This is a genomic window from Pseudoalteromonas sp. P1-30 (genome assembly GCF_001400005.1).
GTDB lineage: Bacteria > Pseudomonadota > Gammaproteobacteria > Enterobacterales > Alteromonadaceae > Pseudoalteromonas > Pseudoalteromonas atlantica.
Genome location: NZ_LKBC01000006.1, coordinates 119,573 through 143,002 on the forward strand (window position 1 = coordinate 119,573; position 23,430 = coordinate 143,002).

A 23,430-nucleotide genomic window follows, 5' to 3' on the forward strand; every position below is an offset into this window, starting at 1 on the left:
TAGCTAATGCCAACTTATCCTCATAAACCCCATATATAACACCACCCCTCAAAATAAAGAGCTGAGTTAAACGGATTGGCATAAGTGGATTGCTAAAAAAGCGCGTGCCATTACCCGTTAAAAAATTTATAAATAAAATGGTGACTGCATAAATGCTAAACACACTCTACGCTTATTCATATTGCATAAAGAGTGTGCGTGTTGATATAGGTACATTCATATAGGTAATGTGTAAATGCATAACGGCTTTTACACACTGGAATCACTTTATTAAAAGGAACATTCATGGCTAATATACTTTATCCAGCGCCTTTAAAAGTAGGCTCTAAAATTGCTATTTGCTCGCTTTCGTCGGGCTTAAAAGAAAAATACCATGCACGATTAGATAGAGTGATAGACGGTTTAAAACACCGTGGTTACGAGGTAGTAGAAGGGGAGTTTTTACGCCAAAATAAACCCCGCGATGAATTAGATGCAAAAGCGCATGCTAAGCAATTAATGGGCTTTTTGCTAGACGATGAGGTTGCCGCCATTATGCCGCCAATGGGCGGAGAGCTGGCAATGGAAATTTTGCCACTGCTCGATTTTAATGCCATAAAAGAGGCCAAACCTAAATGGCTGGTGGGTTTTTCTGATGTGAGCACAATTGCCTGTGCACTTACGGCTAAGTGCCAATGGGCAACACTTCATAGTGCCAATCTAATGCAGCTCCACCCTGATGAAACAAACCCCTACAGCTTACAAATTTTTGAAACCATTACCTACGAGTCGGGAAGTAAATTTGAGCAAGGACCTTCTGCTTATTATCAAAAAAATAAACCCAATTACGCACAAAACCCCGATGAGCTGCTAGCGCCAAGCGAGCCTACCCAGTGGCAGTGCCTAAATTACACCGATGAGCGCACAATAGAGATGTCTGGGCGCTTATTTGGCGGCTGCCTTGATACGGTAGGATTATTGCTGGATTCGCCATTTTTAGCATTGCACGACTTTAAAAAACACAGTGCGAACGAAGGGCTAATTTTATACCTAGAAAATTCAGAGCTTACCCCTACCACCGTGGCGCGATTTTTACTGTCGCTCAAACTTGCCGGTGTATTTGATGATATTAACGGCCTTATTTTAGGGCGCAGTGAAATAACACAAAGTCGTCACGATGCATTTGATTACCGCCATGCGCTAGATGTGGCATTGGGTGGGTGCTTATTCCCGGTAATAATAGATGCTGATATTGGCCATGTGCAGCCAAATTTAAACTTAGTTAATGGCGCAAAATGCTCACTCACGGCCGATATTAACCAAGGTAAAGTACTCAATGCCTCACTAAATACTGAGCTTATTTAACATTTATTTTTGAATAACGTATAAATACACGCGTATAATGCGCAGGCCGTGAACAGATAAGTTCACGGTACATTCTCAGGGCGGGGTGAAAGTCCCCACCGGCGGTATGTTTTACTCATTAGTTTTTGAATAAAACGAGCCCGCGAGCGCTTTATTTAATAATCGTTTTTTAATGTATTAAATAAAGGTCAAGCAGATCTGGTGAGATGCCAGAGCCGACGGTTATAGTCCGGATGAAAGAGAATATAGCTTGTAGCGTATGCAAACACGTGGCCTGTGGCTGCGTGTTTAATACCAATTCGCAATAATACTTAATCATTTTGAGCGACACGTTTTTCCAACCTCAAAATAAATCACTTAATTAAGCGGATTGGTATAAGCTGTTTAGTGGCAAAAAGTGCGCAATTTAGTTTGTGTGTTTTGCCATGCCTTTCAGTGTCCTGAATCTATTTATTTTTATGTGGAATATAATAATGATTCAGTCTTTACTTAGCCAATTTGGCGAAAGCCACACCCGCGTAGAAAGCGCCATAGCTGCTTTGCAGCAAGGCCAAGGCGTACTTGTTGTTGATGACGAGAACCGCGAAAACGAAGGTGATTTTGTTTTTTCTGCCGAGCATTTAACCACCCAACAAATGGCGGAAATGATCCGCGAAGGCAGCGGTATTGTGTGCCTGTGTATGGGCGATGAGCGTATTAAGCAGCTCGAGCTACCGCAAATGGTAACTCACAACACCAGCCAAAATAATACAGCCTACACAGTCACAATAGAGGCTAAACACGGTGTTACAACCGGCGTATCGGCCGCCGATCGAGTAACAACGATTAAAGCCGCCACTGCCGATAATGCCAAACCCAGTGATTTATCGCGCCCAGGCCATGTATTTGGCTTAAAAGCACAAACAGGTGGGGTTTTAGTTCGCCGCGGCCACACCGAGGCATCTGTTGATTTAATGCAGCTGGCTGGTTTAAAACCGTTTGGTGTTATTTGTGAACTCACTAACCCTGATGGCACCATGGCGCGTTTACCACAGGTAAGTGACTATGCTAATAAACACAGCATGACAGTGGTAACGATTGAAGACTTAGTACAGTACATACAAATGCAAGAATTAAAGGTCAGTTAAGGTTTTTTAAGCATTACCTAAGTAAAACCCAGCTTTATTGCTGGGTTTTTATTTTGTAATAAGTAATTAATTACTCGTTTTTATTTGATAATGTTTCTTGCCTAGGCGGCTTTTTCAAAAATCCTCAGCCTGTAAACTTTACCTAAATAGTCAGTGCAGCCGCACACAGTTTATTATTTAGGTGAAACTATGAAAATTAACACGCTTTTATTAGCAACTGCTTTAACAAGCAGTGGCGTATGGGCAGCGCAGAGTAAACTCGAACAGCAAATAACGCCTGAACCCCAAATGGGCATAATGGATAGTTATAATCAGCACATTACCAACGCCCCTTTTTTACTTAATCTCGACAGCCAACCCAAAGAGCAAATGGGCCCATATTTAACACGCCAATATTTTCATGGTACGCAATCAACGTTTGTAAAATGGGTGGCTAAAAAAGGCGGAAAAGTACCGCTTCATAAACACCCTAATGAACAAGTAACGTGGATCATGTCAGGCGAGGCTAAAGTGTTTTCTGGTGGTAAACAATATCTTATGAAAGCGGGTGACATGATGGTAATACCGGCCAATGTACCGCATGAATTTCACTTTACCCAAGATACGGTAGATATTGATTTTTTTGCCCCAGCTCGTCAAGACTGGATAGACGGCACAGCTAATTACATTAAGCAAAAGTAGGGCAAATTATGTTTTTAAATAAATCTAAATTAGGGCTAAGCGCTATAGCCTTGCTAATAAGTGCCTCGGCTTTTGCAAATGACACGGTACCCGCTGAGGTTTACGCACAAACCGACGGTGCTGTGGGCGGTATTACGTATACACAAAACAAGCGCTTTATTTTTAGTTATCACCCTTTTTATAACCCAAAAGTAAAAGTGGGGGAGCTTTTAAAAAGTGGTGATGTGGTGCCATTTCCTAATGCGCAAATGCAAACCCCTTATAAAAGTGATGGCAGCTTAAAAAATCCCGCTAACTATTTAAATTGGGTATTAGGGGTAAGGGCTGATGACAGAGGTAATGTCTGGATACTCGACTCAGGCCAGGCGCAGCCGCGTATTACGCCAAAGCTGATAGCATGGGATGCGCTAAACAATAAGCTTAATAAAATTATTTATTTACCTAGCCCTATATCGGTTGCTCAATCTCAACTTAATGATTTAGCTATATCGAGCAAATACAATACATTGGTGATCGCTGATGAAGGTATTGCAGATGGCGGAAATGGCAAGCAAGCCGCCCTTATTATCGTTAATACTAAAACAGGTAAGAGCCGGCGAGTACTGCAAGGTCACGAAAGTGCATTACCCGATTACACAATGCCAATAATGATTGATGAAGGGACTGATAACCAAAAGCAACTTAATGCCTTTATTGGGGCCGATGGCATTGTGCTTGATAACGCGCAGCAATGGCTTTACTTTGCTCCGCTTAATAAAAAGTATGTTTACCGTATTAAAATGGCCGACATTGCTAACGAGCAATTAACCGATAAACAACTAGGCGAACGTGTAGAGCAATACGCACAAAAACCAGTAAACGGTGGTTTAAGTATTGATGCTGATGATAATTTATATTTAACCATAGTGGGTGAGCGTACTGTGGGCGTTATTGATGCCAAAACACGTACGTACCGTGATTACACGTACGATAAAAACATGATTTGGCCTGATGGTGTAAGCATTGGACCAGAGGGTTACATGTACACCGGCGCTGCGCAATTGCCGCTTTCGGCACAACTTAATAACGGCAATGCTCAAAATAAAGCACCTTATTATATATTTAGATTTAAACCTTTAGCTGAGGGCGTAATAGGGCGCTAACTATAATGTGTAAATTAAGCACGCCTTTATGGCGTGTTTTTTTATTTTATTTACTACTTATACCAATCCGCATTAACGCTTAATCATTTTCAGGGGCTAAACGTGTCGCTATCTGCGTTAAAAAATTTTATCCATCCTCAAAATAGATCACTTAATTATGCGGACTGGTATTAAAGCGTGATTATCAATTTTTACAAGATAAAGTTTCAACCTAAATGCGGTTTTTCTGCGCTGACTATTTGGGTATCTTACGGGCATAGGTACTTAACCCGCTTTAGGCTTTAATTAATTATGAAACTATACAGTTACTCTCATTGTCCTTTTTGTGCGCGTGTTAAATATGTAGCAGGTAAATTAGGCATTAAGCTTGATGACGTTGTACTTGATTACGACGACACTGAAACACCAACAAAACTAATTGGTAAAAAAATGGTACCTATTCTTGAAAAAGATGACGGCACTGTTATGGGTGAAAGTAACGAAATTATTAGCCTGTTTATTGAACTTGCTGGCTCTAGCGAATCAAACAAGCCAACGCAAGGGGCTATTGAGTGGCAAGGTGGCTCGTTTGCGCCTTTATTGCAAATTGGTTTGCCGCGCTGGCCATTACTTGATTTAAAAGAGTTTAAAACAGAATCTAGCCGCATAGCGTGGGAAGATAACAAGCAATCAACAGAGCTTAACTTTGTAAACCTAATAGCATCAACTCCTGAGATCGTTTTACAAGTAAATGAATTTTTAATTGGCACCGAAAAACAGCTCAATATTAATAATGGTAAAACGTCATTAAGCTTGCTTGATAGCGCTATTTATTTTTCTATATTACGCGGTTTATATTGCGAGCCAACCATTACCTGGCCAGAGCAATTAAACCAATGGATGAACTATCAGGCATTAGAATCTCATGTGCCGTTATTAAGATAGCGAATACTGAAAAAGTTTTAACAGCCAGTACGACTCCCTTCGTATTGCCTTCTTTTGGCCGGTGACCTCGTCACTGGCTTTTTTTATTTAGCTCTGAAAATCACCCCTTTTAATCCAGCACTTAGCAGTGTGCGTGAGCATGGCTGCGTAGTATATTAATAACATTAAAAAATTAGTTACCTATTTACACTACATATTATTAGTGGAATTATTAAGCAGGCTTATTCAACGCTATGAATACGCAAAATAATACCAGGAGCTATTATGTGGGATGAAAGGTATAACACTCAGCAATACGCTTATGGCAAACAGCCAAACGATTTTTTAGCCGAGCACTATAAGCAATTACCTAAAGGCAATGTTATTAGCTTAGCCGAAGGTGAGGGGCGAAATGCGGTATTTTTAGCAAAAATGGGTTACAGCGTTACCGCGGTTGATGGCTCAAAAGTAGGGCTTGAAAAAGCGGCAAAGCTTGCCAAAGAGCACAACGTAAACATTGAGCTTGTACACGCCGATTTAGCGAAGTTTGATTTCGAAAAAGAAAAATGGGATGCAGTAGTGTCTATTTATTGCCCTTTACCAAGTGCCGTGCGTTCAGCGGTATATAAGCGCGCTGTTAAAGGTTTAAAGCCAGGTGGGGTGTTTTTACTTGAGGCCTATACGCCTGAGCAAGTAAATTATAATACCGGAGGCGGCCCAAGTGTCGATACTAAAACCTCAAAAAGCGACTTACAAGATGACTTAACCGAGCTTAGCTTTATACATTTAGAAGAGCTAAAGCGAGAAGTGTTTGAAGGCACATACCACACAGGTTTAGCGTCGGTACTGCAAGCTATTGCTAAAAAATAAAATGAATATAAAAGCTTAGCACTCATTAGCGCTAAGCTTTTTTAATAGGTTTTTATAAAACCTGAATAACTTGCTCTTTTGCTAAGCGAGATTTAGGTAACTTAGCGTTATAATCTTCAGTGTCATCGTGGTAGCCAAGTACCAATGCTACATCACAAATATAGCCATCGAGCTCTTGTTCAAACACTTCACCAATAAGCTGTGCATCTACACCTTCCATAGGTGTTGAATCAACGCCTAAGCGTGCTGCGGCGTGCATTGTGTTGCCCAGGGCAATGTAAGTTTGCGCTTTGGTCCACATTGCATTGTTGCCTTGCTCATCGGTATTCATATCAACAAAAGCAAACGCACCAAATGCTTGTTCGCGGTTTTCACTTTGAGTACGGCCATTTTTAATGTCTGCATCAATGACTTGTGCGTAGTCATCACGTTTATATTTAGGGTTGTAAGCAAATAAAATAACGTGCGATGCAGTTTTAATATGCGGCTGATTAAATTGAAATTTATTAGCAAACGTAGAGTGCATACGCTCTTTAGCTTCGTCTGATTCAATAACAATAAATTTCCACGGCTGCGAGTTAATCGATGAAGGAGAAAGACGCATAGCTTCGTAAATTACATCTAGATCATCTTGAGGAATACGCTTGGTTGTGTAGCGTTTAGTTGTATAACGTTTTTCTAAATCATTAATAATTGGATGGGTCATGGTTATCTCCGTTAAGTGGCTATTTTAGCCAAGTAGTGTCTATATTGAGCCTTTTTTAAAAAAACAAAGCACAAATTACTTTTTAATTGGATTGTTATTAAGCCAATTACGCGTTACGTCATCGAGTGGTTGTAAGTTTTTGCATACTTTATAGTCAAGCTCGGCAATGATCTCATTTGAAAAGCGTAATTTATCAAGGGTGTTTAACTGTGCTTGGTTAAACAGCGCTTGTTTATCTTCACGTAGGAGTAAAACAGCTCTATCAACAACGCCAAGTAACCCTTGTGGTTCTTTAAGCTCACGTATTGTGTGCTTGTAATGCAAAAATTGTGGCTTCCATAACGGCACTACGTACCAGGTTTGGGTGGCGACGGCGTTTTCAAACGCGCTAAAACAGTCATGCTCTGTGCCGGTTAAAAACTCATACCCTGCGCTCGTGAGCCCATATTCTTTCATCATATTAATAGAAAAACGGGTAATACCGGCACCGGCATTAATGCCCTGAATTGTTTTTTGCATTTTTGTAAGCACGTCTGGTTTTAACAAATCACTAATTTCGTTCACTGCACTTTGCGGTACGTAATCTGGTACGCCCCAGTGTGCATAAGGCTCATAATGTAAGCCAAGCTCAACGAGTGGCATAACTTGTTCAACATCGGCTTTATAAATACCGTGGCTTGAAGGCAGCCATGCTGAGGCGAGTAAATCTACTTCACCAGATTTAAGGTTTTTAAAATTATCTTGATGCGGCGCATAAATGCGCTCAACGTTAAAGCCCATATCAGTTAAAACATGGCTCACTAAAGAGGCCGTTACATGATGAAACGATAAATCGGTTACGCCCAATTTTAAATGTACTGTACTCATAATGAATTACTCCATTTTATAGAGCAGCCCATGCTGGGTGTTTGCTGCTCAGGACCTTTGCCTGTGGCCGCAATTTGGCGCATGGCATTAACTAACTCAGGAGTGCGATGTGCATCGTTACTCATTTTTGCATCGTCTAAGCGGCCACGGTATTGCAGTGCCCCATGTTTATTGAAACCAAAAAAATCAGGCGTGCAAACCGCGCCATACTGTTTGCCTACGCGTTGGTTTTCATCAACAAGGTAGGGAAACAAAAAGCCGTGCTGCTTAGCAAATTTTTCCATATTAGCTGGGGAGTCAGCAGGGACGCTTTTATAGTCGTTCGACATAATAGCTAACACATTTATACCTTCGTTTATTAATAACGCGGTATCTTCGCTTAAGCGCCTTGCAATACGTTGCACATAAGGGCAATGGTTACAAATAAACATGATTAACAAGGCGCTTTCGCCAAGGTTATCGGCTAAGGTAAAAGACTCGCCTTGCGGGGTTTTTAACGTAAAGTTGGGTGCTTGCCAGCCAAAGTCACAAATAGGGGTATCCAGTAGCATAACTTAACTCCTAAAAAGCCAGCGGGTATGGCTGGCTTATAAAAATAATTAATTATTTTTGATTAAAGCGAAAACGCGTTAATACGTAAGGTGGTTTTGCATTACCAAAGCCTTGGCTAAATGCAGGGTGCTGGTGAAGCTGATCTTGTGTTACATAAATCCAACCATTGCTCACTGCTAGGCTATCAGGCCATGATAATCGTTTGTCTTGAACAATTATTTCGTAGTGGCCTTTAGTCGTTAAGCCAATGGCATTGTTTTCAAGGTCGGTTACTAAAATACCGCCACCTGGCGCGTAGGTCATACCATCGCTTGGATTTTTAGGACCAAACACTTCAATGCTTTTTGCTTTTTTAGCATCTGAATACGTGCTATTAGCGAGCGTTTTTGCCGGAATACGGTAAACACTTGTGCCTGTAAATGCGCCAAAGTATACCCATTCGTTTTTATCATCAATGGTAATTGGGTTTAAACCAAAACGTAGGTTTGTTGTTTCACCTTTTGCTGATTTAGATGCAACAGGAGAGGCTTCGATGACAATATCGCGCTCCTCTGGCATTAGCTTAGCATTGCCCTCAAGTACACGCGTTGATTCGCCGGTTTTTAAATCAACAACAATAAACGCAGGTTTAGTGGCGCCCATAAAGTTACCAAAAGACATATCGGCAATGTAAATTTTGTCGTTACGTTCATCAATAACAAAGTCTTGTAAAAACGAGTTATCAAGTACAGCGTCTTTATTTAATTCAATGGTATTAACTAAGGTATTGGCAACGCTGTCCCAGGCTATAAGTTTTGGGGCTACTTGCTCGCTGCCCATGTCTAAAATCCACACCACACCTTTGCTGTCGCTATGTACGCCAATTACGGCTGCAAGGCCAACTTTGCCAAGCTCGGGGCCATCAGCCCAATCTTCGCTAGGGAAAGGTTGTTGAGCACCGTTTGCCATAATTTCAACTACTCGCGTTTTTGGTGCATCAAGCGGATGCATGCTTACAATCATTCGCCCTGCAGGTGTTATAGTTATACCTGCGCCGCGATATTTATTAAAAGTAGTCACCGTTTCAAGGGGGCCAACGTCTGCTGCATAGGCGCTTGAAAAAGCACTTGCGGCTAATGACAGGGTTGCTATTGCTAAGGTGGTTTTTAATCGTTTCATACTGTGATACCCGTTATGCTAAAAAATAGAGTAAAGCGATTTTAATAGCCTAAATGACTTCGCTTGCGATGAGGTGAATAATAGGTGAGAATTTTTATGTAATAAACAGGGTAATGATTGAATCTTTATCAAATAATATTAGTTAATTAAAAGGGTGAGCGCTCGCTTTAAACAAATTTGCTTTTTAAACATACTATTAATGCCCAAAAGCTGGGTTTACTAATAAACGCCCTAAAGATTGTCCTAATTTAATAAATAGTGGTTAGTGACTAGCTGTTGGGTACAGTGTAATATTAGCCTTTATATTGATAAACCGCGCAATAGATAAGCATTGTCAAATATAAATAGACAATAAATTACTTTTTGATTGCTCAATACACTGTAAGCAAACCTAAAGCGCTTAATTTTGCCAAAAATAATAATTAAATTATTAAGTTGATAATGGATTAATACACAATGCTTTTAGAAGACTTACAGGTAATTTTAAAAGTGGCAGAGTTTAAAAGTATTACTGCTGCAGCATCAAATTTAGATATGCGCACCGCCACAGCAAGTGCTGCTGTTAAAAGGGTAGAGCAGGCTTTAGGTTTTGAACTATTTATACGCACCACTCGCCATTTAAGGCTTTCTGCAGCCGGCGAGCGTTACATTCCGCAATGCCAGCAAGCAATGGCAATGCTTGAACAAGCCAAAAATACACTTAAAAGCGATGACGATATAATTGATGGCGAGCTGCGTATTGCGCTTTCTTCTGATTTAGGGCGCAACATTGTGATCCCCTGGCTTGACGAGTTCATGCAAACCCACACTCAGCTCAGCTTGCGCGCCAATATAAGCGACAGTAATATCGACTTTTATCGTGACTCGGTCGACATTGCACTGCGTTATGGTAAACCTAACGATGCCAGCATGTACGGTTTTAAAATTTGCGATGTACCGCGTATTTTATGCGCAGCACAAAGCTACCTTGATACACATGGCACGCCTGCTCATCCACATGATTTAACAGAACATAAAGGGCTGTTTTATCAACTGCAAGATATAATTAAAGATGTATGGGTATTTAGCGATGCCAGCGAAGAGTTTAAAGTAAAATTGCACGGTGGCCATGCGGCTAACGATGGCGATTTAGTAAGGCGCTGGTGTGTGTCGGGCAAGGGGCTGGCGGTTAAATCGTGCTTAGATATGTCTAATGACCTACTTGCCGGTAATGTCATAAGTGTTATGCCAAACTTTAAACCCACGCCTACAGAGCTTTGGTTGGTGTGCCCAAGTAGGCAGTCAATCACTCCGGCAGTGCGCTTACTTCGCGATGCCTTTAGAGAAAAAAGCGCCGGTATTTTAAAAGCCCTTATTGCAAAAGGGATTATTGATAAAAGCGTGCTTGGCTAATGAAGGACTGATAATGCAAGTTGATGATATTAGAGTGTTTGTACCGTGTAAAAATTATCAGGAATCGCGCGACTTTTATCAGGCGCTTGGCTTTAATGTTGAGCCTGCATCAGCTGATTTAAGCATAGCAACATCAGGTGAATGTAGTTTGTTTTTATACCAATCGTGTTAAGTTATTAGGCATTTATAGCGACAGTTAAATAGCGTGATAACAAGGCATAAATATCGTCATGTAGTTGTTCTACATAAGAAATTTATAACGCTGTTAGCGCTCTATTTAGCACGCTAGAATGATTAAATATTTAAGTCGATTGGTATTAATCGTTACTACAACCAAGAATTTGCTGAAAATTTAATGCTGCAAGTGTGTGTATTAAATATATACGAAGCCTTTAACACTATTAGTAAGTTAACTCACTTTGATATTCGCTATGAAGGGATAAAACAAGAGCCGTGGGGTAAAGTGATTTATTTATGGGGACCATCTGGTGAGCTTCTACACATTACAGAGCTCAATTAACTTAAAAAATGCCACCCATTTTAAGCTGGTGGCATTACCTTATTATTAACTTAGTTTTTCATTAAAAAACGCTAAGGTACGCTGCCAAGCAAGTTCTGCTTTTTGCTCATCATAACGCCCAGTAGAGTCGTTATGAAAACCATGATTAGCGCCTTCGTACATGTGCATAATGTACTCAACATTGTTAGCTTTTAAGCTTTTTTCATAATCAGGCCATGTAGCGTTAACGCGTTTATCAAGCTCACCTAATTGAATCATTAAAGGCGCTTTTATATTTTTGTGCAGTGACTCACTGGCAGGTGTGCCATAAAAAGGCACGCCCGCGCTCAGTAAGTCACTCTCAACCGCTGCTAAGTAATTAACAATGTAACCACCAAAACAAAAGCCTACAGCTCCCAGTTTGCCGTTACTATTCGAATGATTTTTTAAAAAGTGAGCCCCAGCTACAAAGTCGTTTTGAATTTTAGCTCTGTCCATGGTTTTTTGCATGGCGCGGCCTTCATCGTCATTGCCCGGGTAGCCACCAAGCGCAAAGAGTGCGTCGGGTGCAAAGGCAATAAAGCCTTTTTTGGCTAAGCGCCTTGCTACATCTTTAATATATGGGTTTAAACCACGGTTTTCGTGAATAACTAATACAACCGGCAGTTTACCTTCAATTTTGCTAGGTACTGCTAAGTAGCCTTTGCCTTTACCGTGGCCGTTTGGCGAATCAAATTCTTCGTAGGTAGCTTTAATATCATCATCGTTAAATGATACTTGCTCTGCAAACGCATAATTAGGTAACAGGGCACTGGTTAGTACGCTCATTGAAAAACCAAGTGCAGCTAAACCGCCAAGTTTTTTCATAAATGTACGTCTGTCCATTAAACCGTGGGCGTATTCGTCGTACCAATCAAAGGCTTCTTGCGGGATATGATCTGATTGCGGGGTATTCATGGCTGCTCCTTAACTTTACTATGTATATTTATTATTTAAATACCATAACGTATTAGGGATAAAAAACGAGCAATATTTTTCTCAATTATTAGGACTGTTGAAGTTATCCGTCAAGCAAGCAAAGGAGCACATTCCTTTGCTGTGTGGAAATTAAAGAAACCATTTCAATGTGATTTAAATCTTTTACCTCATACATGCTCACTTTTGAGTTGTTAAGAGTAAGCAACCTATTATATGGACTCACTTTGTCTGCATTACTTGAAAATATGTAAGTTTGCCTAGCATGCGGGGTCTTATTTAGATTATTTAATATGTCGAGTTTAGTAAGAGGTACTTCACTTTTTTCAATTATCTTAGCCGCGACTTCGTTTAAATAATTATCGCCTAATAGTTTGCTATAAATAGGGTGTGATAAGTTAGCAATTGTGTTTAGTGCGGCCTCAAAATTAATCATTGGGGCATAAAGTATATGCTTACTTATGTTCAGCTTAGATGCCAACTCAACTCCCGCAATTGCGCCCATTGAGTAACTAATTAAGGAAATATCAGTGTAGTTTTCTTTATTTACATAATTGACTAGCACATCAAGCGAGTTTAAACCAAATCTAAACTTCTCGTATTGATTACTTGCAGGCATCACTATCACATTTTTTCCAGTGACATGGCTAAGCCACCTTGCTTGCATGGTGTAAATCAAGCTGTCTACGCCATACCCCGGAAAGATGATTAAAAGCCCGCTATTTTGGTTGTTTGGTAAATTATCTGAAGTAAGTTGGTATTCAAAAACCTCATCTTCAGTGCTTCCTCCAACAATCAAACTTAACGAAAGTGTATTGCCATCGAGTAGGTAGCTTTCGATATCCTTAGGTGAGATAATCCTAAAATCAAGACAATCTACTTCGCTGCTACAGTAATGGGTTTGTACTCCAGATAAAGCGATAGAGCTCTCAAATTCTTTAGGGAGAACTTTCTGCGGAGGCTTAGTTATTTGATAAGCAATATAGCTCTGGCACCCGCTTAAAAAAATAACTAAAGAAATAATCAGTATGTATAAGCGCATTAAAGTCCCTTTAATTTTCAAGCTAAAATTTTTTGATTAATTAATGCCTGACTTCCCTTCATCTTCGCCTATCAAAAAGTCGAGCCCCACAAATGTGAACGATATAGCAATGAAGCCAAATAGCATTAAGTTACGGTTATTCTTTTTAAACCAAGTGTGGTTAACACAGCAAAAACAATAAATAGAATAAGTTGTAAAAGTGGCATAGTTACATCCTTTTATGCGTGGGTGTCCATATACGTGCTTAACTTACCAGCTTAAAATAATTTAAACAATTGACTTAAAAATAAAAAGCTCGGGAAATTCCGAGCTTTTTTAGTGAGTTACCTAAGAGATGTGTTACGCCATAGCGTCGTTGGCTACAGGGTATTTAGGGTCTTCAACAATGTTAACCTCAACTAAATCACCGGCTTTTTGTAATAACTTGGCAGACTCTGGGCTCAAATGGCGCAAACACAACGTTTTATCTAATGCTTTATAACGCTCACTTAAACCATGTATGGCTTCAATACCTGATTGGTCGCACACTCTGGCATTGGCAAAATCTATACACACTTTTTGTGGGTCGTTATATGGATTAAATCCTTCTTTAAACGAGGTTATTGAGCCAAAAAATAGATTACCCGTTACTTGGTAGGTTTTTTCGCTTTGCGATTCATCACTACATTGAATACGGATTTCTTTTGCAGAGTTCCATGCATAAACCAAGGCAGAAATAACAATACCTATGCCTACGGCTACGGCTAAATCGAGCAATACGGTAACGGTAGATACCACAATAATGATAAATATTTCAGACTTTGGAACACGGCCAAATAAGCGCAAAGATGACCACTCAAACGTAGCAATAACCACCATAAACATAACGCCAATTAAAGATGCCACCGGTATCATTTCAATTAAGCTTGGAAAAAACAAAATAAATACCAGCATAAATAAAGCGGTAGCAATACCTGCAGCACGCCCTCGTCCGCCTGAGTTTAAACAGACCATGCTTTGGCCAATCATGGCGCAGCCACACATGCCACCAAATAAACCGCTTAAAATATTGCCCGAGCCTTGCGCTACCGACTCGCGATTACCTTGCCCGCGGGTTTGTGTTATTTCATCAATAAGCGAAAGCGTCATAAGGGTTTCTATTAGCCCCACAGATGACAAAATAAGCGCAAGCATGAGCACGGTAATAAGTGCATCGAGCGATTCGCTATTGGTTAAATCCCAACTAATTTGCGGAAAGTGAAAACTCGGTAATGCACCTTTTAAACTGCCATCAAGTGGGTCGATGGTGTCTTTTAAGCCCTCAGCTACTTTTTGCGCTTCGTTTTCTTGCCATTTAGCCGTAATTTGGGCATCTGTTGGGCGCTCAAGCGCAATATTTTGCGCCACTTCGCTGTATTGCCCATGAGGTACTTGATTTTTTATAGCTGCAAAGTTTTCAGTAATGATCTCTTTTTCAATCATTGAAGTACGCTGCGTGTGCACAACATCGCTAACAAGTTTTGACTCAAGTGGCGTAAAGGTGACCAGCGCTGTACATACTGCTATTGCAGCAAGAGGGGCAGGAATTGCTTTAGTATAGCGCGGTAAAAAATACACAATTGCCATGGTTAACGCAATTAGCCCCATCATGGTAAGCATAGCTGGGCTGGTTAGTTGCATCCAATCGCCTGCGTAGGTAAACATATCGTGTTGCTTATCGTAAACTACGCGAACGTTTTCTTTAAATTGGCCAAATTGCGCCATACCAATCACAATAGCTAAGCCATTTACAAAGCCAAGCATTACAGGGTGAGGTAACAGCCTAATAAATTTGCCCATTTTAAAAGCGCCAAACACAACTTGTAGCACACCGGTTAATACCACGGCGGCCAGCAAGTACTCTAGCCCAAACATAATAATAAAGGCGGTGGTGACTACAGCCATAGAGCCAGCAGCACCCGAAATCATACCTGGGCGGCCGCCAAACACGGCGGTAATAAAGCCAACAAAAAACGAGCCATAAAGCCCCATCATTGGGTCAATTCCCGCTACAAAGGTAAACGCAACGGCTTCGGGAATGAGCGTAAGCACGGCGGTTAAGCCGGCTAATACATCATTTTTTAAATTAGCGCTGCGTTTGCTTATTAAATCAAACATAGGGTTCCTTAGGGTGCATAAATAAACTAGATGCCATAGCGCTTTAAGCGGATAGCAGTATGTTTAGGTGTTTTAAATTTACGTGTATAGGGCGTGTTGATCTTTGCGGATTGAGATTTGTTCAATCTAGGGGCGATCAAATCGCGGCGCGAGGTTTGTAACCTAGTGGGCTNCGATAACTGCTCCTGCGTTATTCTAATGACTTACATCCCTGTAAGAATAAGTAAAAATCGAGTAACAAAGAGTAAATGGCCCCTAGGCAGAACCCTTTGGGCAGCGCCTGTTTGGCATTTATACGTCGTTATCGCCTATTTATGGGNTTACCTACATCCATGTAGGCAACAAAGAGTTTATCGCCCCTAGGCAGAACCCAAAGGGCAGCGTATGTTTGGCATTTATGCTTCGTTATCGCCTATTTATGGGGAGTAACCACACTTCATAGGCTCTGCCTTGCCTAAAAACCAAACATACTGCTGTAAATTCAAACGCCAAAGGTCAACACGCCCACGTTATTAGAACTAAGTGGAGGGCACTTAACTGACAAGCGGCTCAAAACCATTGCGGTGTGAGCTTAATGCTAAGCAATAAAATTATAATGCGTTAGCGGTATTTTAAATTGAGGGCGCATAATACGCTGATATAATTAAAATAATTACCCATAATTTATTTGAAACACTTTATAAAAAGTATTAATAATGCAGCGCAATATTTAGGCAATAAAAAGCTCGGCGTATTAGGCCGAGCTTTAATGGTTGGGAGAGAAACTTTAATTATTTGGCAGTGGGTGTCGGTTGAATACTTATAGGTTGCGATTTACCAAGTAGCTTACGGGTAAGGCGCTTAGCGTCTTCTAATGCTACGTATTGGCAAGGTATAAGTATTAAAGTAATTACCGTGGCAAATAGCACACCAAAGGCCAGCGATACCGCCATAGGAATAACTATTTTAGCCTGTAAGCTGGTTTCCATAATAATTGGCATTACACCAATAAATGTAGTGATTGAGGTAAGCAATATAGCTCTAAAGCGCTTTGCACCGGCTTGCATAACGGCTTGTTTTACGGCCATGCCTTCTGCGCGTGCTTTATTTACAAAATCAACCATTACGAGTGAGTCGTTTACGACTATGCCCGCTACCGCAATAATGCCAAACATAGACAGCCCGCTCATGGTCATACCTAATATTACGTGACCAAACATTGCACCTACTACACCAAATGGAATAACCGACATAATAATAAGCGGCTGCGAGTATGAGCGAAGCGGAATGGCCAATAAGGCAAATATAATCATCAGCGATATAGCAAAGTCGCGTAACTGCTCATCGGCGCTGTCCATTTCTTCTTGTACGCGTCCAGCCACATTACTTTTAACGCCTGGGTAGCTTTTAAGCAATGAAGGTAAATAGGTATCGCGAATTTCTTGTGCAATAGCAAACGGCTCAACTTGGTCAGTATTTACTGCTGCCCACACATTAACAGTACGGTTTGAGTTTTCACGACGAATACGGTTTACACCATCTACTAGCCTAACTTCGGCTACTTCGCTTAACGGTACTTCTGCGCCGGTTGGCGTAATAATACGCGCACTTTGAATGTTGCTAATTGAGTTACGCTCGCTTTCTGGGTAGCGTATCATTACTTTAATTTCTTCGCCTTCGCGTAAAATACGCTGTGCTTCTAATCCGTAGTAACTAAAGCTTACTTGCGATGCAACGTCGGCAAGAGTAAGTCCCATGCTGTACGCCAGTGGTTTTAAATCAAGCTGTACTTCGTCGGTGGCACTTTGCAGTGAGTCGTTTACATCGCCTACACCTTCCATGCTTTGTAGTTTAGCTTTTAATTTACCAGCGACTTCTTTTAGCTCATCGGCATCTTTGCCTTGTAGCCTAAAACTTACGTCGCCGTCATCACGTCCGCCGCTAAAAATATTATCTTGAATATTAAGCGTTTTAACACCTGGAAGCGGGGGCATTTGTTCGCGCCACAAAGTGCTTAATGCAAAGGTGTCGATAGGGCGCAAGTGTGGCTCTACTAAAATAGCCATAATGTTTGCTTGAGTACGCCCACGTAAGCTTACCGATAAATCGCGGATCATGCTTTGGCCGTATTGCTCTTCAAGCTCTTTATCTACTTTGAGTAATACATCTTCTATTTTACGGGCAGTTTCAAGAGTGGCTTGCTCCGAAGAGGCCAGGTTCATTTCAAGCGTAATACGCGGAAAATCATGCGGTATTTTAGGGTTAGGCACAAACTTAACTAAGCCGCCTGCAAACATACCTGCACTGACTATTAATATACATAAAAAGCCAATAATTACGGTATAACGATAATGTATACAATGACCTATAAAAGGCGTGTAATAGTTTTGTACAAAGTGTTTTAAGCCACTATCAACCACATTACGCAGTTTATGTAATGGGTTTTTAGGGTTAGGTTTACGTGGGTTCATGGCTGCAATATGCGCAGGTAATATTAGCTTTGATTCAATCAGCGAGAAAATCAAACACAATATAATAACCACACCAATGGCTTTAGAAAACGCAGCGCCTGGGCCCGATGCCATAGCTTGCGGTAAAAACGCCGCGATAGTGGTTAAAACCCCAAAAGTGGCAGGCATTGCAACGCGCTTAACTCCGCGAATAACATTATCAAGGCTATGGCCGTGTTTTTCTATTTCGGCACTGGCAGACTCACCCACGACTATGGCATCGTCGACCACAATGCCAAGTACAATAATAAAGGCAAATAACGACACCATGTTTATGGTGATGTCTAAAAAGCCAATTGGCATAAACAAAAAGGCACCTAGAAAAGACACCGGTAAGCCCATCATTACCCAAAAAGCTAAACGCAGCGGTAAAAACAGTGCCAGCACTATCATTACTAAAATACCGCCCCATACCATGTTGTCGATCATCATATCGAGTCGACCTTCAAGGTAGTAAGTTAAATCAACAATAGGGGAGAGCTTTACGCCTTGTGGAAGTTTCGATTGTTTTTCTGCCATGTAGCCTTTAAGAATTTTAGCTACATCGGTAATGTCTTGATCTTTTGAGGCATCTACTTCAAACGTGAGTGAGTTTTTACCGTTATATTTAGAGTAAAGTAAGCCTTCTTCAAAGCCATCATTAATCGTTGCTACATCGCCTAAGTTAATCTGTGCGCCATCGGCAAGCGTTATAAGCGGAAGCTTTGCAAATTCACCACCACGGTAAGCTTGTTTTTCAACACGCATTGAAATATAGCCAGTGTCAGAGCGAATTTGCCCTGCCGACATATTGGTAGAAAAATTTTGCACCGCACTTGAAACATCTCTAAAAGTTAGGCCATATTCACGTAGTTTGTCGGGGCTTATTTCTATGCCTATTTCGTAATCTAGGCCACTGTAAAAGTCGACTAAATTAACGCCAGGTAAGGCGAGTAGTTCATCTTTTATGTCGTTACCTAGCTCTTTAAGCTGGTAGTAACTCATGTCGCCATAAAGCGCGAGGATCATCACCTCTTGCTGAAATTTTTCACGCTGAATAACAGGGCGCTCCATTCCTGCCGGAAAGGTATTGATAGAATCAACTTGCGCTTTTATTTCGTCTAGGGCTTCTTGTAGGTCGTATTTTTCTTCTATTTCTACCCACGCTTGCGCATAACCTCGGTTAGAGTAAGTGATTAAACGTTTTATACCCTCGGTACCTTCAAGGTTTTCTTCAATTTTTATCGTTATACCTTCTTCAACCTCTTGCGGGGCTGCGCCTGGGTATACCGCTTGAATACTCACCCAGTTACTTTCAAACTGCGGGAATGCCTGTTTACGAATTGTCAGTGCTGTTAAAAGCCCGCCAATAAGTATAAAAATCATGATGAGGTTTGCCGCCACTGGATTACGTGCAAACCAAGCGATTAAGCCTTTTTCTGAGGTACTCATGGTGTATCCTCTTTAAGTGCTAATTGAGTCACATCGCTTTTAGGCTCAGTGCCTTCCAGCTTAACCGCCATGCCTTCTGTTGGGTATTCAAGGGCAGAGGTAATAAGTTGCTCGCCACTGTTTAAGCCTTGGTCCGCAATCACCATACCGTTTTGTTCACGTACAATATTAAGCGTTTTAAAACTCAGGGTGTGATCGTCGTTTAAAATAGCAATTTTGTTATTTTTAACTAAATGGTGCGGCACTATAATCGCGTTATCAAGCGCGCGGCCTTTTATGGTGGCATTTATATAAGAGCCAAAACGCAGTGGTTTGGTGTTATCAGCGTACGGAGTTGGTAACTGAGCAACTAAATAGCTCATACGGCTGGTTTGATCTACCACACCTTCACCTCGTACAACCTTGGCTTGCCATGTTGTTTGCTTGCCGGCAAATTCAGCGTTAAGCGTAACCAATGCGCCAATACCGCCGTTATCTAAGTATTGCAGCTCTTTATCTGCAACCGGTAAACGTACCTCTGCAACTGAGGTAGCGCTTAGCTCGCCAAACTTGCTACCCGCACTAACCACTGAGCCTAAGCTAATGGTGCGTTGGTTTATTATAGCGTCGTAAGGAGCTTTGATGTACGTGCGTTCTAAATTACGTTTAGTGCGTTTTACACGGGCTTGGGCAGAGCGAAAGTTTGCCATTTTTTCTGCAAGTTGTGGTTTACGTAAATAAAGCTCCGATGCAATTGCATCGCTTGAGTCTGATTTAATACGCTCCCATTCGGCTTTAGCTACGTGAGCTTGCGCGCGTTCTATTTCAAGCGCTGAACTTGCTTGGGCAAGGCCTGCTTCGGCCTCAATTAAATCGGCCTCGTAATCATTTGGATCAATTCGTGCTAAAATATCGCCTTGCTTAACAAACGCGCCTTCAACAAATTGTTCGGCTACTGAAATAACTTGCCCGCTTACTTGTGCAACCAGCTCTGTACGGTCTTTAGGTTTTACTACGCCGTACGATTTAACATCGAGCGTTATTGCATCAATGTTTACGTTTTGCGCAGCAACAAGTGGGCGAGTGTCTTGCTCTGGTTTTTCTTCTGGTGGCGTTTTCATGGCTGAAAGGCCAAAAGCGAGTGCAATCCCGGCTGCTAAAACCGCGACTGGTAATAAAATTTGTTTTTTAGTAGCCACAAGGCATTCCTTCATATATTTGGTGACAAGGCAATAATACGCAATAAAGTGTTTACAAGGCGTTTTAAGATGTAACAAAGCATTACATATGTGTATTACAAATAAAGAATGGGCTAGGCAGGGTGTAAATTTAAATACAAAGGCCTGGCTTTAACTAACAGAGGTATTTATGAAAACAGAGCCTATGGCATGTCGCTTAGGCTGCGGCGCATGTTGCATTGCCCCAAGTATTAGCTCGCCAATCCCCGGTATGCCAAACGGTAAAAAAGCCGGAGAGCGTTGTATTCAGCTTGATGAGAACAATTTATGTAAACTATTTGGCGATGAAAGCCGCCCTAAAGTATGTAGCGATTTTAGCGCCACGCGCGATGTATGTGGGTCAACTAATGCAGAGGCTCTAGCGCTTATTACCGAACTTGAGCAGTTAACCTAGCTTACGAAGTTAATACACATATATTTACATTTATCTATTACTGAGTAATTTTTTAAGTAATTAAAAGCTGCGCCTTTCACGCGAGCAAGCTCTGCGTCTACCGCAAATGTGTAGATATACGCTTATTTTGTAGACGTAAAGCTTGCTAACGTTACAGGCAAAGCCTGTAAAAGTGGATTATTTACAAAGAGATTAAGAGGCGCTGCGCTTTTAGAGGGAGAGATTAACTCTAAGTAATAGTTGGTTTGTGTTTTCTCATTTACTACTCATTTACTACTCATTTACTACTCATTTACTACTCTACTCATTTACTACTCATTAGCTTCTCTTTGTGCAACTTTTTAGCTTTGCTTTATATAAAAACGTGCTGCTTTTGCTGGCTTAAGGCCATAAAGTGAGTAACTCACAAAGAGGGCAAGAGGCGCTGCGCTTTTAGAGGAAGAGATTGATTTTAAGTATTGGTTGGCTTTTGTTTTCTCATTTACTACTCATACGCTTCTCTTTGTGCAACTTTTTTGCCTAATATAGAGCTTTTATAAAAAACACAGCGTCTACAAATCAAAGTATAAATTGAGTTTGTAAACGCCGGGTTTATTTTCTACCAACTGTACGTTGCGCTTAGCGTATATTGTTCACCACGCCCTGGTGTACCAGGTATTTCTTCAAACGACTCATCCCATAAGTTATCTGCCGCTAAAGTAATAAATAAATTGCTTAACTGAGGCGGGGTTATTTTAAGCGTTAGCTGGGTAAATAACGCGTTGTCGTCGCCGTTTCTAAGCGCATTTTTGTGTTGTGTACGCCATTCGTTATCTATTCTAAATTCTAAAATATCAGTTGGGTTATACACAGCGCCAAGTGTTAAACGGTGATCGGGGAAGTTTAACGCGTAAAAACTGGCATCAATATCGGCAGCGCCGTAGTTCTCTGATTTATGTAAATAGGTATAGCTAGCAATAAGTTTTGTTGTATCAAAGTGCTTAGTCGCTAAAAATTCAACCCCTGCAGTATCAATATCAACCGGGTTTGCAAAGCGCGCAGAGGTGGAGTCAAAATTAAAGGTCCAGTCGGTTAAGTTATTATCTTTTCGATAAAAAATAGCCGAATTCAACTGCCAGCTTTGCTCTTCAAGTAATAAACCTAGCTCTAAGTTTGAAGTAGTTTCGCGTTCAAGGTTGTAGTTACTTCTAAATAATCCACCAGAATCGCTGCCGCCAATAGCTGTATAGCCTGCAACTTGGCTCGCCTGCGCGTACGATAAATAAACACTTTGCGCTGTGCCGTCATTATTTTGGGTATTTAAGGTTATATCACCAATGGCAGATACCTCAGCATCATCACGGTTTGTATCGTCATACGCAGCCCCTAAACGAAATATAAGCTGTTGGTTAGCCTTTAGCGCCATAGTGTATTGGGGCAATATACTCAGCTTATAATATTTTCGTGAGGTAAAGTTGTTTTCAAGTGTGGTTGATTCAATCGAGTCATCAATAAATTGTGCTGAGTAATTGATTGCAAATGCATTGCTTTGTGCATGGCGGCCGGAAAGAGCAAGCGACTTAACCTCGCTTTTATGAAACGCTTCGAATGCACTTGGGTTTTCGCGCGAGTAAATATAGTGATCGTCATGGGTGCGGTAATACGCCGATACTTCAAAATTACTGTTCTCAGCGTAATTTTTTTTGTGATTAAGCATCCAAAGGCGGGTTTCTAAATCTTCAGTTTCGTTAACGCCAAAAGGGGTATACAAGTTAGGCCAGCCAAAAAACTTATCTTGCGAGCCATAAAATAAATCGGTTTGGCTATTCTTACTTGCCAATTGCACGCGAGCTGAGGCGCGCGAAAAGTCATGGTCACCATTATCAATAGTGCCATCACTTTGCGAGTGAGAATATTCACCTTCAAAACCTAAGGTATAGTCAGCTAAGCTATCAAGTTGTGTGTTTTTAGCAGCATGAATGCTTTGAAGATTAAAGTCGTTCGTACCAGTACCAAGCGATACACTACCGCCAGTAATAATCGGTTTCCAACCAAACGAAACCGTACCTACAGAGCTGTTCATACCGTACAGTGCGTTATCGGCACCGGTTAAAACGGCTGGGCCGCTTAGCATTTGCGGTGCAATGGGAATTTCAGCAAAATAATGACCAGATTGCGGGTCAAGCAGGGTAGCACTGCCTACTCTAAAGCCGGTGTTTTCAAAAATACCGCCACGAATAGTTACATCAGCTTGTGCCTCAGCCATATTTCGTGATTGAAGATCTACACGTGGGTCGTACTCTAAATTAGAAATAGGCGAGTCAAATGTACCTACAGGCAGTTTATTCGCAGTTGGCGAAGCCTCCACTGTTATTTGCTCGATTGAAGACTCATCAGATAACGTATTAGCATAAGCAAATGGAGTAACGCTGCATAATAGTGCAGGCAATATAATGTGTGGTGTGCGGTTCATGTGTTTCTCGTCGTTTTTTTATTTGTAGCTGCGGTTACAATTAATTTCAAAGC

The 23,430-nt window shown here is 41.1% G+C and carries 19 protein-coding genes, 1 pseudogene and 1 riboswitch; of the genes and pseudogenes, 10 read left to right on the forward strand and 10 right to left on the reverse strand.

All coding sequences use genetic code 11. The features are described 5' to 3' along the window. Positions 1–285 precede the first annotated feature (285 nt). The 6 genes from AN395_RS11855 (at position 286) to AN395_RS11880 (ending at position 6,067) form a co-directional block, all read left to right on the forward strand. Positions 286–1,344, forward strand: a complete 1,059-nt coding sequence (locus AN395_RS11855) for a S66 peptidase family protein (protein ID WP_054983116.1) — start codon at positions 286–288, stop codon at positions 1,342–1,344. Between the two features lie 67 nt (positions 1,345–1,411). Then, positions 1,412–1,593: riboswitch (FMN riboswitch) on the forward strand. Between the two features lie 224 nt (positions 1,594–1,817). Then, entirely contained in the window at positions 1,818–2,471 is a 654-nt protein-coding gene (gene ribB / locus AN395_RS11860; RefSeq protein ID WP_054983117.1) for a 3,4-dihydroxy-2-butanone-4-phosphate synthase, read from the forward strand. A 189-nt stretch (positions 2,472–2,660) separates the two neighbouring features. Next, a complete protein-coding gene (locus AN395_RS11865) occupies positions 2,661–3,152 on the forward strand; it encodes a cupin domain-containing protein (RefSeq protein WP_054983118.1) in 492 nt (163 codons plus the stop codon). Positions 3,153–3,160: 8 nt separating this feature from the next. Beyond that, the gene (locus tag AN395_RS11870) at positions 3,161–4,294 is read left to right on the forward strand and encodes an L-dopachrome tautomerase-related protein (RefSeq protein ID WP_029774289.1); all 1,134 of its coding nucleotides are present in this window, start codon (positions 3,161–3,163) and stop codon (positions 4,292–4,294) included. A 291-nt stretch (positions 4,295–4,585) separates the two neighbouring features. After that, entirely contained in the window at positions 4,586–5,218 is a 633-nt protein-coding gene (gene grxB, locus AN395_RS11875) for a glutaredoxin 2 (protein ID WP_054983119.1), read from the forward strand. A 264-nt stretch (positions 5,219–5,482) separates the two neighbouring features. Continuing rightward, a complete protein-coding gene (locus tag AN395_RS11880) occupies positions 5,483–6,067 on the forward strand; it encodes a class I SAM-dependent methyltransferase (RefSeq protein ID WP_054983120.1) in 585 nt (194 codons plus the stop codon). Positions 6,068–6,119: 52 nt separating this feature from the next. Here AN395_RS11880 and AN395_RS11885 read toward each other — a convergent pair whose 3' ends face one another. From AN395_RS11885 to AN395_RS11900, 4 genes are all read right to left on the reverse strand, one after another. Then, positions 6,120–6,773: a nitroreductase family protein gene (locus AN395_RS11885; protein ID WP_054983121.1), complete on the reverse strand. Its 654-nt coding sequence runs from the start codon at positions 6,771–6,773 to the stop codon at positions 6,120–6,122. Positions 6,774–6,848: 75 nt separating this feature from the next. Beyond that, positions 6,849–7,640, reverse strand: a complete 792-nt coding sequence (locus AN395_RS11890) for a glycine betaine ABC transporter substrate-binding protein (protein WP_054983122.1) — start codon at positions 7,638–7,640, stop codon at positions 6,849–6,851. After that, positions 7,637–8,191 (reverse strand): thioredoxin family protein, encoded by a 555-nt coding sequence (locus AN395_RS11895; RefSeq protein ID WP_054983123.1) that lies wholly within the window; start codon positions 8,189–8,191, stop codon positions 7,637–7,639. The genes AN395_RS11890 and AN395_RS11895 overlap by 4 nt, the downstream gene beginning before the upstream one ends. A 52-nt stretch (positions 8,192–8,243) precedes the next feature. After that, positions 8,244–9,350, reverse strand: a complete 1,107-nt coding sequence (locus tag AN395_RS11900) for an L-dopachrome tautomerase-related protein (protein WP_054983124.1) — start codon at positions 9,348–9,350, stop codon at positions 8,244–8,246. 456 nt (positions 9,351–9,806) lie between these two features. Here AN395_RS11900 and AN395_RS11905 point away from each other — a divergent pair, with 456 nt between their 5' ends. The 3 genes and pseudogenes from AN395_RS11905 to AN395_RS19830 form a co-directional block, all read left to right on the forward strand. Continuing rightward, positions 9,807–10,742: a LysR family transcriptional regulator gene (locus AN395_RS11905; RefSeq protein WP_054983125.1), complete on the forward strand. Its 936-nt coding sequence runs from the start codon at positions 9,807–9,809 to the stop codon at positions 10,740–10,742. Between the two features lie 13 nt (positions 10,743–10,755). Next, a complete protein-coding gene (locus AN395_RS19385; RefSeq protein ID WP_235576575.1) occupies positions 10,756–10,914 on the forward strand; it encodes a hypothetical protein in 159 nt (52 codons plus the stop codon). A 135-nt stretch (positions 10,915–11,049) separates the two neighbouring features. Next, positions 11,050–11,262: pseudogene (locus AN395_RS19830) on the forward strand (lactoylglutathione lyase); the annotation flags it as partial. 45 nt (positions 11,263–11,307) lie between these two features. Here the strand turns inward: AN395_RS19830 and AN395_RS11915 are convergent. From AN395_RS11915 to AN395_RS11935, 5 genes are all read right to left on the reverse strand, one after another. Further along, complete coding sequence (locus tag AN395_RS11915; RefSeq protein ID WP_054983126.1) at positions 11,308–12,198, reverse strand: dienelactone hydrolase family protein; 891 nt, start codon at positions 12,196–12,198, stop codon at positions 11,308–11,310. A gap of 103 nt (positions 12,199–12,301) precedes the next feature. Then, entirely contained in the window at positions 12,302–13,258 is a 957-nt protein-coding gene (locus AN395_RS11920; RefSeq protein WP_157683952.1) for an alpha/beta hydrolase, read from the reverse strand. A gap of 339 nt (positions 13,259–13,597) precedes the next feature. Continuing rightward, positions 13,598–15,394, reverse strand: a complete 1,797-nt coding sequence (locus AN395_RS11925) for a SulP family inorganic anion transporter (RefSeq protein WP_054983127.1) — start codon at positions 15,392–15,394, stop codon at positions 13,598–13,600. A 770-nt stretch (positions 15,395–16,164) separates the two neighbouring features. Further along, on the reverse strand, positions 16,165–19,314 hold the full coding sequence (locus AN395_RS11930) for an efflux RND transporter permease subunit (RefSeq protein ID WP_054983128.1): 3,150 nt from the start codon (positions 19,312–19,314) through the stop codon (positions 16,165–16,167). After that, on the reverse strand, positions 19,311–20,492 hold the full coding sequence (locus AN395_RS11935) for an efflux RND transporter periplasmic adaptor subunit (RefSeq protein ID WP_054983129.1): 1,182 nt from the start codon (positions 20,490–20,492) through the stop codon (positions 19,311–19,313). Before AN395_RS11935 ends, AN395_RS11930 begins: the two co-directional genes overlap by 4 nt. Positions 20,493–20,661: 169 nt before the next feature. On the opposite strand from AN395_RS11935, the gene AN395_RS11940 reads away from it, so the two are divergent. After that, the gene (locus tag AN395_RS11940) at positions 20,662–20,925 is read left to right on the forward strand and encodes a YkgJ family cysteine cluster protein (RefSeq protein WP_029774574.1); all 264 of its coding nucleotides are present in this window, start codon (positions 20,662–20,664) and stop codon (positions 20,923–20,925) included. A 598-nt stretch (positions 20,926–21,523) separates the two neighbouring features. Here AN395_RS11940 and AN395_RS11945 read toward each other — a convergent pair. Continuing rightward, entirely contained in the window at positions 21,524–23,377 is a 1,854-nt protein-coding gene (locus AN395_RS11945) for a TonB-dependent siderophore receptor (RefSeq protein ID WP_054983130.1), read from the reverse strand. Between the last annotated feature and the right edge of the window lie 53 nt (positions 23,378–23,430).

Coding starts and splice junctions, on each gene's coding strand:
- AN395_RS11870 (WP_029774289.1), top strand. CDS start 3,161: ATGTTTTTAAATAAATCTAAATTAGGGCTAAGCGCTATAGCCTTGCTA.
- AN395_RS11900 (WP_054983124.1), bottom strand. CDS start 9,350: ATGAAACGATTAAAAACCACCTTAGCAATAGCAACCCTGTCATTAGCC.
- AN395_RS11855 (WP_054983116.1), top strand. CDS start 286: ATGGCTAATATACTTTATCCAGCGCCTTTAAAAGTAGGCTCTAAAATT.
- AN395_RS11920 (WP_157683952.1), bottom strand. CDS start 13,258: ATGCGCTTATACATACTGATTATTTCTTTAGTTATTTTTTTAAGCGGG.
- AN395_RS11915 (WP_054983126.1), bottom strand. CDS start 12,198: ATGAATACCCCGCAATCAGATCATATCCCGCAAGAAGCCTTTGATTGG.
- AN395_RS11905 (WP_054983125.1), top strand. CDS start 9,807: ATGCTTTTAGAAGACTTACAGGTAATTTTAAAAGTGGCAGAGTTTAAA.
- AN395_RS11945 (WP_054983130.1), bottom strand. CDS start 23,377: ATGAACCGCACACCACACATTATATTGCCTGCACTATTATGCAGCGTT.
- AN395_RS11880 (WP_054983120.1), top strand. CDS start 5,483: ATGTGGGATGAAAGGTATAACACTCAGCAATACGCTTATGGCAAACAG.
- ribB (WP_054983117.1), top strand. CDS start 1,818: ATGATTCAGTCTTTACTTAGCCAATTTGGCGAAAGCCACACCCGCGTA.
- AN395_RS11940 (WP_029774574.1), top strand. CDS start 20,662: ATGAAAACAGAGCCTATGGCATGTCGCTTAGGCTGCGGCGCATGTTGC.
- grxB (WP_054983119.1), top strand. CDS start 4,586: ATGAAACTATACAGTTACTCTCATTGTCCTTTTTGTGCGCGTGTTAAA.
- AN395_RS11890 (WP_054983122.1), bottom strand. CDS start 7,640: ATGAGTACAGTACATTTAAAATTGGGCGTAACCGATTTATCGTTTCAT.
- AN395_RS11895 (WP_054983123.1), bottom strand. CDS start 8,191: ATGCTACTGGATACCCCTATTTGTGACTTTGGCTGGCAAGCACCCAAC.
- AN395_RS11885 (WP_054983121.1), bottom strand. CDS start 6,773: ATGACCCATCCAATTATTAATGATTTAGAAAAACGTTATACAACTAAA.
- AN395_RS19385 (WP_235576575.1), top strand. CDS start 10,756: ATGCAAGTTGATGATATTAGAGTGTTTGTACCGTGTAAAAATTATCAG.
- AN395_RS11925 (WP_054983127.1), bottom strand. CDS start 15,394: ATGTTTGATTTAATAAGCAAACGCAGCGCTAATTTAAAAAATGATGTA.
- AN395_RS11930 (WP_054983128.1), bottom strand. CDS start 19,314: ATGAGTACCTCAGAAAAAGGCTTAATCGCTTGGTTTGCACGTAATCCA.
- AN395_RS11865 (WP_054983118.1), top strand. CDS start 2,661: ATGAAAATTAACACGCTTTTATTAGCAACTGCTTTAACAAGCAGTGGC.